This window comes from Bifidobacterium vansinderenii, from assembly GCF_002234915.1.
In the GTDB taxonomy this organism is placed as follows: Bacteria; Actinomycetota; Actinomycetes; order Actinomycetales; family Bifidobacteriaceae; genus Galliscardovia; species Galliscardovia vansinderenii.
Genome location: NZ_NEWD01000031.1, coordinates 19,802 through 38,648 on the forward strand (window position 1 = coordinate 19,802; position 18,847 = coordinate 38,648).

9 protein-coding genes and 1 pseudogene are annotated in these 18,847 nt (G+C 60.2%); 7 read left to right on the top strand and 3 right to left on the bottom strand.

The features are described 5' to 3' along the window. Positions 1 to 440 precede the first annotated feature (440 nt). From Tam10B_RS10280 to Tam10B_RS10295, 4 genes are all read left to right on the top strand, one after another. Positions 441 to 2,066 carry a hypothetical protein gene (locus Tam10B_RS10280; protein WP_093961155.1) on the top strand — a complete coding sequence of 542 codons (1,626 nt, stop codon included), beginning with the start codon at positions 441 to 443 and terminating at the stop codon, positions 2,064 to 2,066. Next, entirely contained in the window at positions 1,994 to 5,077 is a 3,084-nt protein-coding gene (locus tag Tam10B_RS10285; protein ID WP_093961156.1) for an RICIN domain-containing protein, read from the top strand. The genes Tam10B_RS10280 and Tam10B_RS10285 overlap by 73 nt, the downstream gene beginning before the upstream one ends. Positions 5,078 to 5,578: 501 nt before the next feature. Next, positions 5,579 to 6,538, top strand: coding sequence for a glycosyltransferase family 2 protein (locus tag Tam10B_RS10290; RefSeq protein ID WP_093961157.1), 960 nt, complete (start codon positions 5,579 to 5,581; stop codon positions 6,536 to 6,538). A 67-nt stretch (positions 6,539 to 6,605) separates the two neighbouring features. After that, the gene (locus Tam10B_RS10295) at positions 6,606 to 8,399 is read left to right on the top strand and encodes a glycosyltransferase family protein (RefSeq protein WP_093961158.1); all 1,794 of its coding nucleotides are present in this window, start codon (positions 6,606 to 6,608) and stop codon (positions 8,397 to 8,399) included. Between the two features lie 14 nt (positions 8,400 to 8,413). Here Tam10B_RS10295 and Tam10B_RS10300 read toward each other — a convergent pair whose 3' ends face one another. Then, complete coding sequence (locus Tam10B_RS10300) at positions 8,414 to 9,358, bottom strand: glycosyltransferase family 2 protein (protein ID WP_198947591.1); 945 nt, start codon at positions 9,356 to 9,358, stop codon at positions 8,414 to 8,416. Between the two features lie 497 nt (positions 9,359 to 9,855). On the opposite strand from Tam10B_RS10300, the gene Tam10B_RS10305 reads away from it, so the two are divergent. After that, positions 9,856 to 13,785, top strand: coding sequence for a pectinesterase family protein (locus Tam10B_RS10305; protein ID WP_093961159.1), 3,930 nt, complete (start codon positions 9,856 to 9,858; stop codon positions 13,783 to 13,785). 136 nt (positions 13,786 to 13,921) lie between these two features. Here the strand turns inward: Tam10B_RS10305 and brnA are convergent, their stop codons facing one another. Together brnA and Tam10B_RS10315 are read right to left on the bottom strand one after the other, a co-directional pair. Then, complete coding sequence (gene brnA, locus Tam10B_RS10310; RefSeq protein WP_093961163.1) at positions 13,922 to 14,149, bottom strand: type II toxin-antitoxin system BrnA family antitoxin; 228 nt, start codon at positions 14,147 to 14,149, stop codon at positions 13,922 to 13,924. 46 nt (positions 14,150 to 14,195) lie between these two features. Beyond that, entirely contained in the window at positions 14,196 to 14,468 is a 273-nt protein-coding gene (locus Tam10B_RS10315) for a BrnT family toxin (RefSeq protein ID WP_093961160.1), read from the bottom strand. A gap of 217 nt (positions 14,469 to 14,685) precedes the next feature. On the opposite strand from Tam10B_RS10315, the gene Tam10B_RS10320 reads away from it, so the two are divergent. Together Tam10B_RS10320 and Tam10B_RS13050 are read left to right on the top strand one after the other, a co-directional pair. Further along, positions 14,686 to 18,222 (top strand): family 16 glycosylhydrolase, encoded by a 3,537-nt coding sequence (locus Tam10B_RS10320; RefSeq protein ID WP_093961161.1) that lies wholly within the window; start codon positions 14,686 to 14,688, stop codon positions 18,220 to 18,222. A 181-nt stretch (positions 18,223 to 18,403) separates the two neighbouring features. Further along, positions 18,404 to 18,847, top strand: a pseudogene (locus Tam10B_RS13050) (hypothetical protein); the annotation flags it as partial.

Below are 18,847 nucleotides of genomic sequence, written 5' to 3' on the forward strand. Positions count from 1 at the left end.
CAGCGGCTTCCCCTTGAGGGGAAGCTGTCACGCGCAGCGTGACTGATGAGGTGGGATCCGGCGTAAGCCGGGGAATAGGGATGCCGCAACTGCACTGCAGTTGCGGCATTCTGTGTTGTTGGCCGACTTCGTCGGCGTCACCTCATCAGTCGGCTGTCGCCGACAGCTTCCCCTCAAGGGGAAGCCGGGTTTCGGAGTTTGAGCCCTCCCTCTGTCACGGCGTTGCCGTGACATCTCCCTCCCTTGGAGGGAGAACGAATTCCTTTATGCAACGGCGACAAACGCAACTGTTTTGTGTGCGATTGGTTGCGTGGTGTGATCACACTTTCGGGCAAATTACGGCAAATGTGAGCGCTCACTTTAACCGTAACGCCGACCGATCTTATAATTCGCGTGAATTCGCTCGTTGAGGTGCGGGCGGAAGAAGGGAATTATGAGGTATGAGTAAGGTGAAGAACCTGAACGGTGCGGCAAGGGCACCGTTCAAAGTGATCGCCGCGCTGTGTGCCATATCCATGGGCACGGCGATGGCCGCGGTCACCACGTCGGCGGCCTCGGCGGCGCCAGCAACGGTGCAGACCACCGCGGACGCATCCGTACAGACCGCTGCCGACACCACCGACACGTCCAACGAGGAACTGGAGATCGCGAAGTCCGGTCTGCCGTCCAAGACGGCGCCGTTCGATCAGACGGTCGCGTACTTCCTCTGGCCGTACCAGTGGGGTACGCAGAACGTGGGCGACACCGCGTCTCCGAAGCAGAGCACGCTGCAGGTGGATCGCGCATCCACCGCGGACGTGAACCAGACCGAAAGCGCGTCGGGCAACGATGCCGACGCCCCGCAAACCTACAGCCAGGGCGATCTGGCTGCCGGCGAGTACGGATGGAAGGGCCCGGGCACGCGCCCGACCGAGCCGAATCTGAAGTCCCTCGACGCGCAGATCAAGCTCGTCAAGGAATCCGGCATGACGTACGTGAAGACGTCGTACCTGATCAGCCCGCTCAACGCGGCCGACCCGAACTGCGACCAGTCGGTGCCGGGCAACTGCTCGCCGAGCACCGATCTGCCGGATCAGATCATCCAGCACATCCTTGACGCCGGCCTCAAGCCGGTCATCTACTTCAGCCAGGGCAACCCCGACCCCAAGGCCGTGAGCAACCCCGACCCGAACCAGGTGTACAAGACCGTGCCGTCGTTCACCAAGCAGCAGGTGAAGGACACGATCTCCCACGCCATCCAGAAGTTCGCCAACAAGGGCATCATCTGGGAGTCGTTCAACGAGCCGGAGTCCGAGGAGCACTGGCCCGGCGGCAACAACAAGGACGAGGCCAAGATCCAGTGGATCGAACTCGACCAGTTCATCGGCAACACCATCCAGCAGTATGATCCGAACGCCGCCTACGTGTGGGGCAACTTCTCCGGTCCGGGCAAGCTCAGCCAGTACCAGGACGAGATGAAGGCCGCGCACGCCACCGCACTGTCCGGCCATGGCTACTGGATCAGCTCCCCGGAAGGCCCGCTCGCATCCAGCCCGGTGTCCGGCTACGACTTCATGGACTCCGAATTCGGCTGCTCCGCCGGCGGCACCGAGACCAGCTGGTCCTGCGGCTTCGACAAGATTCCGAAGGACTCCCGCCTGCAGGGCATCTGGCTGATTCGCCAGCTGCTCGTCAAGGACATCAAGGGCCTGAACCTCGCCTCGCCGTACCGCATGGTCGGCTACGATTCGTTCAGCATCAACGATGACAACGATGCGAGCAACCCCGGTGCCGTGAAGACCACCGAGTCGTACGACATCATCAAGAACGTGACGCTGGCGCTCAAGGGCTACAGCTACGTGGACGGCACCTTCCAAAACGCCGACGACGTGTACCGCGCGGTCTACAAGAACAAGGCCGGCAAGCAGAAGCTCGTCTACTGGACGGCCGACAAGCCGACTCTCGACAACGATGAGCAGACCAAGGACGTCACCATCAACTTCGAGAACAACACGTGCAGCTCACCGCCAAGGCCGAGCCGCAGGTGTACGAGACGCCCGCTGCCCCGCAGGAGGGCACCTACCTGACCAACCTCACCGCGTGGCAGACCACCGACGGTCAGGTGATTCAGGCCCACGGCGGTTCCGTGCTCAAGGACGGTGACACCTTCTACTGGGTCGGCCAGGGCGCGCCCGACAACGTGCCGACCGACTACAACGGCGCCGGCGGTGTGTTTGCGAACCAGTGGCTGTACACGACGATCAACATGTACAAGTCCAAGGACCTCGTCAACTGGCAGTTCGACAACGCCGTGACCAGCATCGACGACGCGAACGCCGCGGAATACTGCGACGGCAACGTCGACGGACTCACGTCGAAGGTGCTCAACTACAACGAAGGAACTCAGGAAAAAGGTCGTGACGAGTACAAGGCGCTGGTTAAGAAGCACCCGCAGTACCTGCAGAACTCTAAGCTCGGCTGCAAGATCGAACGCCCGCACATCCTCAAGAACGCCAAGACCGGCAAGTACCTGATCTGGGCGCACTGGGAAGGCACCGTGGGTTACGGCTCCTCGCAGCTCGTGGCGTTCCAGTCCGACACCGTTGACGGCAAGTACCAGCCGCTCAAGTGGCAGGACGGCCAGGTGCACGCCCAGCCGAAGGTGAACGTGGACGGCAAGCTCACGCCGGTCGCCTCGCGCGATCTGTCCGCATGGGCCGACCCCGACACCGGCAAGGCGTACATCGTCTCGTCCACCGAGAAGGTGCGTCTGTTCCGCCTCAACGACACGTACACGGGCGTGGACCCGGACGGCTCCTACCAGTTCCCGAACGTGAGCTACCGTGAGGCCCCGAGCTTGTTCAAGGAGAACGGTCGCACGTACATGATCACGTCCGCCCAGGATTACTGGGATCCGACGCAGACCGAGTACGCGAGCACGTCGAACATCGAGGATCCGAACGGCTGGACCGGTCTCACCGAGCTGCAGAGCCGCGACGAGGCCCGCAAGAACTGGGGCAACACCGACTCCAATACCCGCACGTACATCGGACAGCCGACCTACGTGCTGCAGTATCAGGACGCCAACAACAAGCCCGCAGTCATGCTGCTCGCCGACGACTGGAACCCGCTGCACAGCAAGACCGCCGACGTGGACACCACCAAGGCCAACTACGTGATGACCCCGGTGAAGCGCCTCGGCGCCAACAAGATCAGCACCCCGTTCCAGCGCACCGTCGTGCCCATGGCCGCCGGACAGGACCCGTCCAAGATCGTCTCGGTGAAGAACCCCGACCCCGTGACCACCGCGATGGGCGTGGCTCCGAAGCTGCCCGCTACCGTCAAGGGCGTGTGGGCCGACGGCAGCGAGACCGACGAGGCCGTGACTTGGGATGCGGTTCCTGCCGAGTCCTACGCGAAGCCCGGTTCGTTTGAGGTCAAGGGCAAGGCCGCCGGTCTTGACGTGACCGTGAAGGTGACGGTGGAGAATGCTCCGGTGAGTGTGGAGAAGCTTGCGGATGTGACCACGAACGTGGGTACGGTGGCGCAGCTGCCCAAGACCGCGAAGGTGAAGTGGGCCGATGGTTCCACGACCGAGGAGGCCGTGGACTGGAGTGCCGTGGATTCGCAGAAGTTCTTCACCATCGGTTCGTTCACCGCAACCGGCAAGGCGAAGGGTCTGGATGTGTCGGTGACCGTGAACGTGACGTTGAAGAACGGCACGTACGTGATCGCCACTGCCATGGAGGATGGTTCGCGCGTGCTCGACATGCCCGGCGCCTCCAAGACCGCCGGTGCCCGTGTGCAGCTCTACACTGCCAACGGCACCATGGCCCAGCGCTACAAGTTCAGGCATCTTGACAATGGCAACTACACCATCAAGAACGTGAACTCCGGCCTGTTCCTCACCCATGGAACGACCGCCGGCGAGGCCGTGACCCAGCAGAAGAACGAGGGCAAGGACGCGACCCAGTGGACGCTCACCGGCACCGACTCCGCGCTCACCATCGCCGCGGCCGGAACCCAGAACCTGGTGCTCGACCTTCAGGGCGCGAACAACGCCGACGGCACTCCGGTTCAGGTCTACACCGCCAACGGATCCGTGGCCCAGCAGTGGAAGATCAGCGGCGCCGAAACCGCCCGCGATCGTCTCGACAAGTTGGCTGACGAGCATCGCAACGACATCGCCGACGGCACGTACAAGTTCGCCGCGGGCAAGAAGAACGCGGAAGTGCTCGACGTGGTCGGCGGTTCCCACGACGATGGCGCGAACGTGCAGATCTACTCCGGCAACGGCACCGACGCTCAGGCTTGGACCATCAAGCATGACGCCGACGGCTACCTGACCATCACCAACGCCGGCTCCGGCAAGGTGCTCGATGTGGCCGGTGGTTCCACCGATCCGGGCGCGAACGTGCAGCAGTACTCCGGCAACGGCACCTGGGCACAGAAGTGGATCGCGGTCTCCACCGCGAACGGCTTCAAGATCCAGTCCGCCGCCGCGGAGAACCTGGTGCTCGACGTGGTCGGTGGCTCCACCGCCGACGGCGCGAACGTGCAGCTGTACTCCTCGAACGACTCCGCCGCCCAGCGTTGGCGCCTGAAAAAGACCACCACGAGCCGTCAGCGTCTCGACAAGCTGGCCGCCGACCACCAGGGTGATGTGGCGGATGGCACGTACGAGATCGCCTCCACGGCAGCGAAGAACATGCGCTTCGACGTGGTCGGCGGCTCCTCGGACGATGGCGCGAACGTGCAGCTGTATACGTCCAACGGCACCAACGCCCAGGCTTGGAAGGTGTCGCATGACAAGAACGGCTACGTGACGCTCACCAACGCCAAGTCCGGCAAGGTGCTCGACATCTCCGGCGCGTCTACCGACGATGGCGCAAATGTGCAGCAGTGGTCGTCCAACGGATCCCGTGCCCAGAAGTGGGTGCTGGTGAAGGACAAGAACGGTGCGATCACCCTGCACTCCGCCCTGCGCGAGAACTTCGTGATCGACGCCGCGGCCGGTGGCACCACGAATGGAACCAACATCCAGATGTGGACCTCCAACAACTCCGCCGCCCAGCACTGGACCTTCAACAAGAAGTGATCTCGCGCCCGCGCATATCGCTCGCACGGCGGCTTCCCCTTGAGGGGAAGCTGTCGCGCGTAGCGTGACTGATGAGGTGAGACCGGCGTAAGCCGGAAAAGGGAATGCCGCAACTGCTTTCTGGCAGTTGCGGCATTCTGCATTGTTGGCCGACTGTGTTGGCGTCACCTCATCCGTCAGCCTTCGGCTGACACCTTCCCCTCGAGGGGAAGGTGGGTGACGTGGACAAGCAAGGATGGTCTCCGACTGTCTTTTGTGTATTTCCGAGGAGGCGTCGCCTCCCGGCAATCACGACGATCTGTCAATCTTATTAACGATAAGATAAGATAAGATTTAATAAGATAAGATTAGATATAAGATATCGAGAAACGCAAAGTTGCGTTTCTTCCCCTTCGTAAGATCGCATTGAATGTTTCTTATTTTTCGCTGTCCCCCCCCCGATACGGTTTTTGATGACCCTTCGGAATGGATGAGGGGAGAAAGCGCGAGGCAAATTCAGGCATGAGCAATCAGGCGGGTTCTGCGGAATCGAGAACCTTGACGGTTCTTATTCCGTGCTACAACGAGCAGGAGTCATTGCCGATCCTGTTCGACCGCATGGATGCGCTGGTCTCGCAGTCCGAGACTCTGGACTATACGTTGCTGTTCGTTGACGACGGTTCCAAGGACGATACCCGTCCTTTGATCAAGGAATATGCAAGCAAGCACTCGTACGTGGAGTACATCTTCCTGTCCCGCAACTTCGGCAAGGAAAAGGCCATGTACGCGGGCATCGAGAACGTGCATACGGATGGTCTGGTGATCATCGACGCTGATCTGCAGGATCCGCCGGAACTGATTCCTCAGATGGCAGAACTGTGGATGCAGGGGTATGACGACGTGTATGCGCGTCGGCGCTCGCGTGAGGGGGAGAGCTGGCTGAAGAAGGCTACGAGCCGCTGGTACTACGATCTGCTGCAGAAGGTATCGGGAGTGGCTATCCAGAAAGACACTGGTGACTTCCGTCTGTTGGATCGCAAGTGCATTGATGCGCTGAAGCGTCTGGACGAGTCGGAGCGCAACTCCAAGGCGTTGTTCAGCTGGATTGGTTTCAAGAAGATCGAGTTCCTGTACGATCGCGACAAGCGCGTGGCCGGCAAGACCAAGTGGAACTATCTGAAGCTGTTCCATCTGGCTATGGACGGCATTACCAGTTTCACCACTGCGCCGCTGAAGATCGCAACCTGGGTGGGCAGCGTTGTTTCTCTGGCGGCGGTCATCTATGCGATTGTGATTCTGGTCAAGACATTCGTATGGGGGATCGATGTTCCTGGCTACGCATCGACCATGGTCGTAGTTCTCATCCTTGGTGGTGTCCAGCTGCTTAGTCTCGGCATCATTGGCGAATATCTTGGCCGCATTTTTATGCAGACCAAGAGGCGCCCGAATTATTTGGTGCAGGAACAGCGTCTGGCGCGGTGAACATGAATATTAGTGGCTGGAATGATTGATCTGGGAGAACATGGTGAGTGTTGAACGGAGAAAAGGCATGGCGGTTGGCGCCATGCTCCTCGTGATTTTCGTGATTGCAAGTATTCCGATGTTCATGACGTATCTGCCGTTCACCCCGGGGCATGATCTGTTCTTTCACCTGTATCGTATTCAGGGCATAGCGGATGGTCTTCGCACTGGTCAATTCCCGGTTCGGATGCAGACCTCTCAGTTGGAAGGTTATGGATATCCGGTATCGATCCTGTATGGTGATATTTTCCTATATCCCGCGGCATTGCTGCATTTGCTGGGATTTTCGATCAACACCTCATACAAATTATTTGTGCTCACGATCAATGCATTGACGGTAATCACGGCTTACATCCTTGCCCGGCGTATCTTTGGTTCTCGCATCATCGGTATATTGGCCGGGGCTCTGTGGACGTTGGCCCCCTATCGTTTGGAAGATGTTTATCTTCGTGCATCGGTCGGTGAATACACGGCATTGTTCTTTGTTCCCGTTCTTCTTTACGGCATGTATGCAATCTTCTTCAGAAGCGGTGAGCGTTTCTCATGGCTTTGGGTTGCTATCGGTTGCTCGGGCATTGTTCTTTCGCATGCAGTCAGTGTATTCCTCGTCGCGATTCCTGCTTCGTTGCTGCTTGTCGTCGGTCTGATCCGGCATCATGATCTGGCGGTGTGGAAGAATCTGCTGTTGTCATGTGCATCGATCATTGGTCTGAGTCTTTGGTTTCTGGTTCCTTTCATTGATTATTATCGCAATGTCGATATGAAGGTTAGCGCTTTGGACGCCGTCGGCAAGATGACGTCCGCCGCTGCGAATGCTATTCAGCCGGCACAGATGTTCATGCTATTTGTTCCGATGAATGGCATGAGCTCGGGTGACCCAAATAGTGTGCAGGAGATGCCGTTTGCTCTTGGGTGGTCTTTACTGGCGGGATTTGCGGTGTTCATCGTGGCTGCTTTGCTGGCTGACGTTTCTCGATCGGGTCTGAAACAAATGGTTACGATCGGTGGAACGGTTGGTGTTGTTGCATTGGTGGTCATGTTCATGTCCACTATGTTGTTTCACTGGAATGTGACACGTTTCGCGTGGTGGAACAAAGCCGTATCCACTCTGGCTACTATCCAGTTCCCATGGCGCTTTCTCGGTGTGGCCAGTGTGCTGCTGGTATTCGTGGCATGTGCTGGCATGTTTCTGATTCAGTCTGACGGCACATTGAGTCGTTTCGCCGTTCCGGTGATCAGTGTTCTTCTGATATTGTCCGTGTGCGAAGCCGGCGTTGCAGCGACCACCTGGATGGAGAATGCGGAGTCAAGTGGGCAATTTTCCATTAGGGAGAAGGATCCGGCTTCAAACTTCGGCGTGATGAATGGTGAGTATCTGCCTGCCGCTACGGATACGGGTAAGTTGCTTGCCGGGGACTCCCGACTGGCGAAAACCCGTGGTGCGACGATCTCCGATTATGAGAAACATGGAACGACCATCGATTTCAATATCGAACAGTCATCAAGTGGAGCGAAGGTCGAACTGCCGTTGCTGATGTATCCGCATTACGTTATTGATTCGGCGGAATCCACTACGAATTCGGGCCTGACGTTGACGGCTAATGATGATGGGCGCATGGTGTTGCTCATCGATGAGGCGTATTCGGGCCACGTGACCATTCGGTTTGTTGAACCGGTGTTGTGGAGAATGTCTGAGGCGGTTACCTGTATTACGATCGTGGCGATCATTGCGGCTTGGGCGACGATGCGGGTCCGAGGAACCGCCGAGAAAACGACGTCATCACATCGCGTATCGCCGCCCAAACACAGGGTCGAAGAATGACCGGATCAGTGCTGCTAGTGCCTGTGCATGTATGCGAACATGTTCTTGTCCACGAGATACTGCTTGCGGTCCTTCTTGGCCATCACGTCCAGAATGATGCCGGCGATGATCAGCAGCAGACCGACCATGACGAGCAGCACGGAGCCGATCAGGGTGGGGAAGCGCAGCACCACGCCGGAGTTCCAGAAGTCGATGCACACGGAGATGCCGAATCCGAGTCCGATGATGCCGATGATGCCACCGAGGATGGTGAAGAACGGCAGCGGCTTGTACTCGCGGATCAGACGGAAGATGGTGCTCATCACCTTGATGCCGTCGCCCACGGTGTTGAGCTTGGAGACGGAGCCTTCCGGGCGGTCGCGGTACTGGATGGGCATCTCGTACCAGCGCACGTTCTTGTCGAGCGTGTGGATGGTCATCTCGGTCTCCACCTCGAAGCCGCGGGAGAGCACGGGGTAGGTCTTCACGTAGGTGAAGCTGAACGCGCGGTAGCCGGTCATGATGTCGCGCACGTTGGAGCCGAACAGGTGGTTGATGGAGCCGCGCACGAGCTTGTTGCCGAAGTTGTGGAACGGACGCTTGTTCTCCTGGAAGTAGGTGGAGGACAGACGGTCGCCGATGACCATGTCGTAGCCCTCGAGCACCTTCTCCACCATGGCGGGGGCGGCGTCGGCCGGGTAGGTGTCGTCGCCGTCGGACATCACATAGACGTCCGCGTCGATCTCTTCGAACATGGCGCGGATTACGTTGCCCTTGCCCTGGCGGGGTTCCCTGCGGACGATCGCGCCTTCGGCGGCGGCGATCTCGGCGGTCTTGTCGGAAGAGTTGTTGTCGTATACGTAGATGTCGGCCGTGGGCAGTGCCGCGCGGAAATCACGAACCACCTTGCCGATGGTCACTTCCTCGTTGTAGCAGGGCAGCAGCACCGCAATCGTAGGATTCTCAATCTTTTCAGGCATAGGCAACACTATAGCCGCCGTGGTGGTCCGGCTCCGGGCTATGAATTCCAAGCTCTTGCGAGATCATCGCAAACCATGAAGTCCTCGTTTTCATGCCTATCTTCGAGTTCTGTGCGGATTTTCGGGGTGGTCGAGGGCCTATCTCCAAGTTCTGTGCGTTCCCGAAAATAGCCGCGCGCTTAGACGAATAGTTTTCGATGAGAAACTGCCCGTATTTATCCTATTTTCGTCTCTTTTGATGCTTCTCTATTTTTGCCAACGCACAGAACTCAGAGATAGGTGTTTGCAGGATCGCTCAAGAACCTCCAAATCGGGGGTTTGCTCCGCACGGAGGCCATGTGCTTTGCCAAAGCGTTCCACAGCTGCGTCGGAGGGGCTGCATAGGGGGCAGGCGCGTCGTATGATGGGCGCAGACGGCCTCGGCCGTTGCAACAGGTGAGACGACAAGGCTGTTGTTTGTGTTTTGCCGCCTCGTTGGTTCGAGAGATCAAGGCATCATGATGACGCACGAGAACACCGTATGGAAAACGGCGTTGGGCGTGATCGCGGCCGGAGCGATGGCGCTTGCCGTCGCAGTGCCGGCCAATGCGGCCACGACCACGTCGGAGCAATCCGATACCGCCACTTCAACAAATCAGACATCGCAGTCGGCTTCTCAGAACGCCGCCGACGAAGCAGCAGCGGCCGCCGACGATACGACGGCCGCCGAATTCCCCGGCACCCCCGACGCGACCGAAGCCAAGGACACCACGATCGACTTCGCATCCACGGACGGGCTTAAGGACGCCTCCGGCAACCCGATCGCCGCGGATGCCACGGGTACCGCGAAGATCGAGCAGGCACAGGGCTCGTTCAACGCCGTCAAGGTTGACGCGACTGCGGCCGGCGCCAAGTTCGCCGTCCGCTCCGCCAACAAGGACGCGCAGATTAACGCCGGCACCGTGTTCTACATCCCCGTCGCGTATGACGCCAAGGGCGTGAGCGTGAAGATCGCCGCCTCGCAGGGCAACACCGCCATTACCGTGGACGGCGCCGACCACACCACGAACGAGGCCGTGACCGTCGCTGACACCAACAAGGCCGACTTCCCCAAGTACGTGAAGGTCGAGTTCACCGCGGCCAACTACGCCACCGCGATCGTGGTCGACTACGCGTCCGACAGCGGCTACGGCACCCCGGACGTACAGGCGAAGGACAAGACCTACACGTTCAACGCGTCGAACGCCAGCCTGCTCAAGGACGCCAACGGCAATGCGGTGGACGCCGCGAACCCGACCGTGCAGGACGCCAAGGGCAGCTTCGACGACATCAAGATCGACGCCACCTCCGGCAAGGTGTACCTGCGCGCGTCCGACACCCAGGTGAACGGCGGCACCACGCTGTATCTGCCGATCGCCGCCGACGCACAGGGCGTGAGCGTTACCGTGCAGGGCAACAACAACGCCAATCTCGGCCTCCAGCTCGACGGCTCCGACATCGCCGTGGGCAAGGCGGCCGCCGTCCCCGCATCCGCAGACGGCAGCGCCCGCTACGTGCCGCTGAGCTTCACCGGCACGGGCAGCTTCTACCTGACCACGATCAGCGTGGACTACGGTTCCGATACGCCGGCCGCCACGACCCGCACGGTCACTGTCGGCAAGGGAGCGAACTACCAGTACCAGACCATTCAGGACGCGCTCAACGCGAACGACTCCTCGCTCACCGACCGCCTCACGCTGAAGATCGCGCCCGGTGCCTATCAGGAGCAGGTGACGGTGACCAAGCCCGGCGTGGTGTTCCGCAACGCCGACGAGACCGCCAAGCAGGCCGTGACCATCCACGAGGCGTACTACGCGGCGATGGGCGACGTGACGCCCGATAAAGACGCAAAGTACGACAAGGCGCACGCGGCCGGCACGAACACGTCTGGCACGGTGCTGGTGAAGGCCGACGGCTTCAGCGCGTACGGCATCACGTTCCAGAACGACTTCAACATCACCACGCACCCCGAGGAGGGCTCGCAGACTCCGGCCGTGGCGTTCTACTCGTCCGCCGACAAGGTGAATCTGGTGAACTGCCGCATGATCGGCCGTCAGGACACGGTGTGGTTCAACGGCAACGGCCGCGTGAACGTGGAGAACAGCTACATCGAGGGCACCGTGGACTTCGTGTTCGGCTCGGCCGACGCGTACATCCACGACACCACGCTGCACATGGCTCACTTCGCAGGCAAGGACAACGGCTACTTCACCGCGCCGAACACGAACAAGGACCACGTTGGTCTGGTGTTCGACAAGTGCGTGTTCACCGTTGACGCGGGCAACACGAAGGCGACGCTGGGCCGCCCGTGGCAGACCGAGGTCAAGCAGGTGACCGACGCCAACGGCACCATCACCGGCTACGACTTCACGCAGCAGGAGGCCGGCAAGTACCCGGCGGGAGCGTCGAGTGCCACCACGCTGCTGGAGTCCAAGGTGTCGGGCGTAAAGGCCACGGTGACCAGCGGCGACCAGAAGGTCGATACGCGCTGGAGCACCTGGTCTCGCAAGCTCAACGGCAAGAACGTGGACGTGAGCTACCATCCCGCCGTACGATTCGTCGAATACAACTCGACCGACGAGAACGGCACGGCCGCACCGACCTACGACTACACGGTGACCGACAACACCCAGCGCAAGGAATTCCTGGTGGGCAAGGGCGTGACGCTGGCCGCCAGTCAGCTGACGTCCACGCGCTCCGATCTGCTCACCAAGATGGGCATCGGCACGGGCGCCGGCAAGTGGGATCCGTCATCTGACAACAGCACCACGCCTCCCGAGCCGCAGAAGACCGCCGTTTCCGTTGCCGCTCCGGCTGGTGTGACCACGCAGGCCGGTACGGCTCCGACGCTGCCGGCTGCTGCGAAGGTAACGTGGTCTGATAATTCGGTGACCGATGAGCCCGTGACGTGGGATGCGGTTCCTGCGGAGTCATATGCGCAGGCCGGCACGTTCACGGTCGCTGGTAAGGCTGCCGGTTTGGATGTGACGGTGAGCGTGACCGTGGAGGCTGCTCCTACGCCTGAAAAGACCGCGGTTTCGGTTGCCGCTCCGGCTGGCGTGACGACCCGTGAGGGTGTGGCGCCGACTCTGCCGGCGGCCGCGAAGGTGACGTGGTCGGACGGTTCGGTGACTGACGAAAACGTGTCGTGGGATGCGGTTCCCGCCGAGTCGTATGCGAAGCCTGGTTCGTTCGAGGTCAAGGGTAAGGCGGCAGGTCTTGACGTGACCGTGAAGGTGACGGTGGAGGCCTCGCAGCCCGATCCGGAGAAGCCGGATCCGAACACTCCGCACGGCGCGATCGGTGACTACTGGCGCGCGAACGGCGGCGCATCCGGCTGGCTCGGCAAGCCGACCGGTGCTGAACTCTCCGTGAAGGGCGGTGCCTCGCAGACATTCCAGAACGGAACCGTGTTCTGGTCGTCCAAGACCGGAGCGCATGGCGTCCGCGGCGGCATTCTGGGCGAATACGCCTCGCTGAAGTGGGAGCAGGGCAGGCTCGGCTTCCCGACGTCCGACGAGAATTCGCTGCGCGGCGGTGCCTCGCAGGTGTTCCAGAACGGTCAGATCCACTGGACCAGCTCGACCGGCGCTCACGCCACGTGGGGCGCGATCCAGGGCTATTGGTCGGACCGTGGTTGGGAGAACGGCTGGCTCGGATACCCGACCGGCGATGAGCTGTCGGTGAAGGGCGGCGTCTCTCAGACGTTCCAGAACGGAACCGTGTTCTGGTCGTCCAAGACTGGTGCGTATGGCGTGAAGGGAGCCATTCTCGGCAAGTACGGCGACCTCAAGTGGGAGCAGGGCAAACTCGGTTTCCCGACGTCCGATGAGCGCTCGCTGAACGGCGGTGCCTCGCAGAGCTTCCAGAACGGTCAAATCCACTGGTCTCCCGCGACGGGTGCCCATGCCACGTTCGGTGCGGTGCAGGGCTACTGGTCCGGCACCGGCTGGGAGAACGGTTGGCTTGGCTATCCGACCGGCGATGAGCTTGCCGTGAAGGGTGGCGTCTCGCAGACCTTCCAGAACGGAACCGTGTTCTGGAAGCGTGCGTCCGGCCAGACGCACGGCGTGCGCGGCGGCATCCTGTCCGAGTACGGCAACATCGGCTGGGAGCAGGGCAAGCTTGGCTTCCCGATCTCGGACGAGAACACCGGTCTGAAGAACGGCGGTGCCTCGCAGGTGTTCGAGAACGGTCAGATCCACTGGTCGCCTTCGACCGGGGCCCATGCCACGCTCGGCGCGATTCAGGGCTACTGGGAGTCCACCGGCTGGGAGAACGGCTGGCTCGGCTACCCGACTTCGGACGAGATCAACGATCCCGTGAAGAAGGGCGAGGTCTACCAGAACTTCCAGGGTGGTCAGATTCACTGGCGTAGCAGCAACGGCAGCATCTACACCACACGCTGACGCGCTCGCTACGCTAGCTCATCAGTAACGGCGGAGGCTCCTTCCTCTGGCTCCCTTCTTTGAGGGGAGCGTCCGGCCATGCCGGACTGAGGGGAGCCTCCGCCTTCTTGTATTTAACAGCGTCTTCGGCTCCGAGCTAGGCCTCTTTAGCGGTCCTCCGCCATTCACTGCGAAGCCGCTCAGCAATCCACGTATTGACTACGGCATTACGGCTGATGGCCAATTCCCGGGCCTCTGCGTCGAGTCCGTCTACCATCCATGCGGGCATAGTTAGCGTGACGCGCTTTTCCATCGGGGGATGATGCTCAACAATAGGGTGTTCGAGATCGGCATACTGAAGCACGTCCCCGCCCTCGTCGAATATGCGATCGAACTGCTCGCCGGTGATCGTGCTCGTATCGGGTTCGCTCTTACTTGTGCTGCTCATAAAAAGCCTCCTCGTTCTTACGCGATCTGCGTACGGAAATGATGCGGATCCGACCATTGCGTTTTGTCGTGATCGCCGTCCAGTGTTTGTCTTCGATCATGCCGAGGACGATGTACCTTTTATCATCGTTGCCGGAGTTGGGCGCCACCAGTGTCACGGTGATTGAATCGCTCCAGAGACGCTGTGCGTCTTCGAAATCGATGCCATGCTTGGCAAGGTTTCTCATGCTTTTCGCTGGATCGTATTCGAAATCCATAGCGTCCCCTTACGTCAAGTATATATTAAATGAACATCTAACAGACATCATGTAGCCATCATATCGATGTCCTCAAAAGCGATGCCCTCGTCTGCCCCCGTATGGCGAGCCGCGACACCACGAAGATGCCACAGGGGGTATTCGGGGGAACGCTTCCGAGTAAGATGAGCCCTTACGAGGAAGAAACTACTTTCGATGAGGAAAGTGAGGAAAGAGTATGCATGTAAAGGTGCGTGCAAAAACGGCCGTCGAATACTGTCAGCGGCTGATTTTCGCGATTCTGGCCACATGTGCCATGGTGCTCGGCGTGACGATCGCCCCGCCGATGGCGCTCGCGGCGAACGCAACGACCACAACCCCCAAGGGTCCGACGTTCCGTGACGACATCGGCGCGGTATACATTCCGGCCGATCAGGGCGTGCGATACCACATCTACCAGTACGAGAAGAATCCGAACGCGGACGGTTCCGAAGGATCCCCCGCACTGAACCGGACCGAGGTCACATGGCCCGACAGTGGATTCGACTACGCCAAGCCCGGCACATACACGGCGGATCAGGGACTGGCCGCCGACAAGCTCGTCGTGGTGACCGCCGTCTCCGCCGGCAGCGCCACAGTGCTGGACGGCACCACGCAGTGGGCGCATCTGCTGCCCGACGCCAGCAAGCAACTGACGTTCAACGACGAATCCACAACGATCACCGTGCCCGACATCACCGGCGTCGACTTCTATGTTGGCGGTGCCAAGACCAATCCGGGCGAGGTGGCGGCCCAGTCCAGTGCCAAGACGACGGTCACCGCCGTTACGTCCGCCGATGTGACCGACGCGCCGAACATCGAAGTGCTCAATCAGGAGCACACGTTCCCGACGGTCGTCACGCCGAAAGGCCCGAAGTTCGACGACAATGCCGGCACCGTGTACATTCCGTCCGATCAGGGTGTGCGCTACTACATCAACATCGGCGACAAGCTGATCGTCAAGGAAGGCCTGCCGTATTCGAAGCCCGGCACGTACACCACCGCCGACGGCATCGAATCCGGCAAGGAGATCGTCGTCACCGCCAAGTCCGCCGGATCCACCACGATCCTCACCGGCACCACTGAATGGAAGCACACGTTCGCGATCGTCGCGGCCGCTCCCTCATTCGACGACGAGAAAGCGACGGTCACCATCCCCGAAACGCAAGGCGTCTCCTACTACATCGACAATGCGACCGAGCCTGCCACGGCCGGCGTACACAACGGCAAGGCCGGCGTAAAGATGACCGTCACCGCCAAGTCGGAGGACGGCACGACGCTGAATACGTGGTCTCACACCTTCCCGTCGGTCGTCACGCCGAAAGGCCCGAAGTTCGACGACAATGCGGGTACCGTGTACATTCCGTCCGATCAGGGCGTGCGCTACTACATCGTGATCGACGGCAAGACGATCACCAAGGAGGGGTACGAGTTCTCCAAGCCCGGCACGTACACCACGGCCGACGGCATCGTGGCCGGCAAGGAGATCACGGTGACCGCGAAGTCCGCCGGATCCTCCACCGTGCTCACCGGTACCACCGAGTGGAAGCACACGCTGGCCGCGCGCCCGGACTCCAGCATCGCGAACGGCGACGAGTTCAACGACGCGTCCCCGCTGGTGAACAAGAACTGGAAGATCCTCAACCAGAACGTTCCCACGAACAAGAACACCAACGTGGTCTACCGCACCGACGGTGTGCAGGTGAAGGACGGCGTGCTCAACATCATCACGGAACGCCACTGCCTCGCCGACGGTGAGACCCCGTCCGCGGCGAACGCCCAGGCCGAACCGTGCGGCAACGGCAAGCGCACCGTGTACACGTCCGGCCGCATCGAATCCGGATTCGACTACAAGGCGCCGTTCGTGATGGAAGTCCGCGCCAAGATGGCCGACCCGAACAACGGCAACACGTTTAAGGGCATGCACTTCTCCGCATGGATCCGCAACAACCAGAAGTACTGCGGCAAGGACGTGGCCAGCTCCGACATCGCCGAGCTCGACACCATGGAGGTGTACAGCGATCAGGCCGCCACCACCAACACGTCGCACGTCTCCTGCGTTGCCGGACCGAACGGTGAGGACTGGACGTCACGCGACACCCACGTGATGGGCGCCAAGCTCGTAGGCGAGTGGCACACCTACAAGATGGTGTGGGACGGCAAAGCCATCGAATACTTCTTCGACGGCAAGGCCGTGCCGCTGAACGGCACGAACGGCGAGACCAAGACCACGGCTGCCACGCTGAACATGAGCGAGGAGAAGTTCCGCCGCGTGCTCAACGACTACCCGTGGCAGATCATCGTCAACAACAACGTGTTCGGCAAGTCCGACTGGAAGGCCGGCCCCGACGACAGCAAGCGGTTCGATCCGATCGTGAACCAGGTGGATTACGTGAGGATCAATCCGATCGCCGACGCCAACCCGAACGCCCCGCGCGGCGCCATCGCCGGATACTGGCAGTCGAACCGCTGGCTCGGCGACCCGACCGGCGCGGAGATCTCCGTGAAGGGCGGCGCCTCGCAGACATTCCAGAACGGAACCGTGTTCTGGAGCAGCCGCACGGGAGAAACCCATGCGGTGAAGGGCGCGATTCTGAGTGCGTACGGTGCACAGAAGTGGGAGCAGGGCAGGCTTGGCTTCCCGACGTCCGATGAGCGCTCGCTGAACGGCGGTGCCTCGCAGTCGTTCGAGAACGGTCAGATCCACTGGTCCGGCGGTACCGGTGCCCACGCCACGTTCGGCGCGATTCAGGGCTACTGGTCCGGTGCCGGCTGGGAGAACGGCTGGCTCGGCTACCCGACCGGCGATGAGCTTGCCGTGAAGGGTGGTGCGTCGCAGACGTTCCAGGGCGGCACCCTGTTCTGGTCTGGTTCGACGGGTACGCATGCTCTGAAGGGCGCGATTTTGAACGCTTACGCCGCCCAGCGGTACGAGCAGGGCAAGCTTGGCTTCCCGACGTCCGATGAGCGCTCGCTGAACGGCGGTGCCTCGCAGAGCTTCCAGAACGGTCAGGTTCACTGGTCCGGTTCGACGGGTGCGCATGCGACGTTTGGTGCGATTCAGGGCTACTGGTCCGATCGTGGCTGGGAGAACGGCTGGCTTGGCTATCCGACCGGCGACGAGCTGTCGGTTCGTGGTGGTGCGTCGCAGAGCTTCCAGGGCGGTACCGTGTTCTGGCAGAACGGTGGTGGCACGCATGGCGTCAAGGGCGCGATCCGTGACAAGTACTCCGACTTCGGCTGGGAGCAGGGCAAGCTCGGCTTCCCGATCTCCGAGGAGAACACCGGTCTGAAGGACGGTGGCGCTTCGCAGGTGTTCGAACATGGCCAGATTCATTGGTCCGGTGGTACTGGTGCGCATGCGACGTTTGGTGCGATTCAGGATCACTGGGCGTCCACCGGCTGGGAGAATGGCTGGCTCGGCTACCCGACTTCGGACGAGATCAACGATTCTGCGAAGGCTGGCGAGGTCTACCAGAACTTCCAAGGCGGCCAGGTTCACTGGGGAAGTTCCGTCGGGGCTTACACCAGCAGTTGGGGTGGTGGCTCCTCCGGAGGCGGCTCTTCGAATGGGGGCTCAGGCTCTGATACTGGTGGTGTTACCGGCCCGATCGTACATCGAGGCGCATTCTGCTCACCGGAAGGTGCCCTGGGTATCAGTGATGGCAAAGACCGCAATGTCCTTGTTTGCAAGATCGCTAAGGACAACCGTCTGCGCTGGCAGAATCTGAAATAAGTAGCAAAACTGTGTTCTGCAGAAGTCTATTTTGATTTCTGCAGAACACAATTTTATTGTTTCGCTATTTTTGTGCTATGTATCTATGGCAAAAACTATTCATAGCGAATATGACGTCTCCGTGAACTGGTAACGTTGGCTCGGTTGAAAGATGAATCATGATGAGAAGGATTTTTGCTAGATGAAAAATGTGAATAGAAGTAATATGCTTCGATGGTTCGCTCTTATCATCCTCATCATGATTGCTGAAACTTTTGTTTTCAATCTTGCTCATTGGCGAACCGCTTCGCATGACGAAGTCAATGTAGGTAATCAGATCATCGGCTCCGGGTTGAAAAAAGATGGTTCTGATTCGTTCGTGATCACGGATCCAGAGAACGCATTCGTGGAAGTGCCGATTGACACGAGTGACGGAGTTCGTCCGAGGCTGGAAGCCGTTCGAATCATGACCGGGGACGTGAATGTTCCTCGTGGTGAGCAAGTCGTTTACTCAGTTTCATTGGAAAAGAACGGAGAATGGCGCAGCTCGGCGTCCGGAGCTTGGTACGATTCGTCGTCGGAAGTGCTGTCATATACGGCTAAGCCAATTACTCAGTATGCGATGCTGCCGAGTTCTGATGCTGAT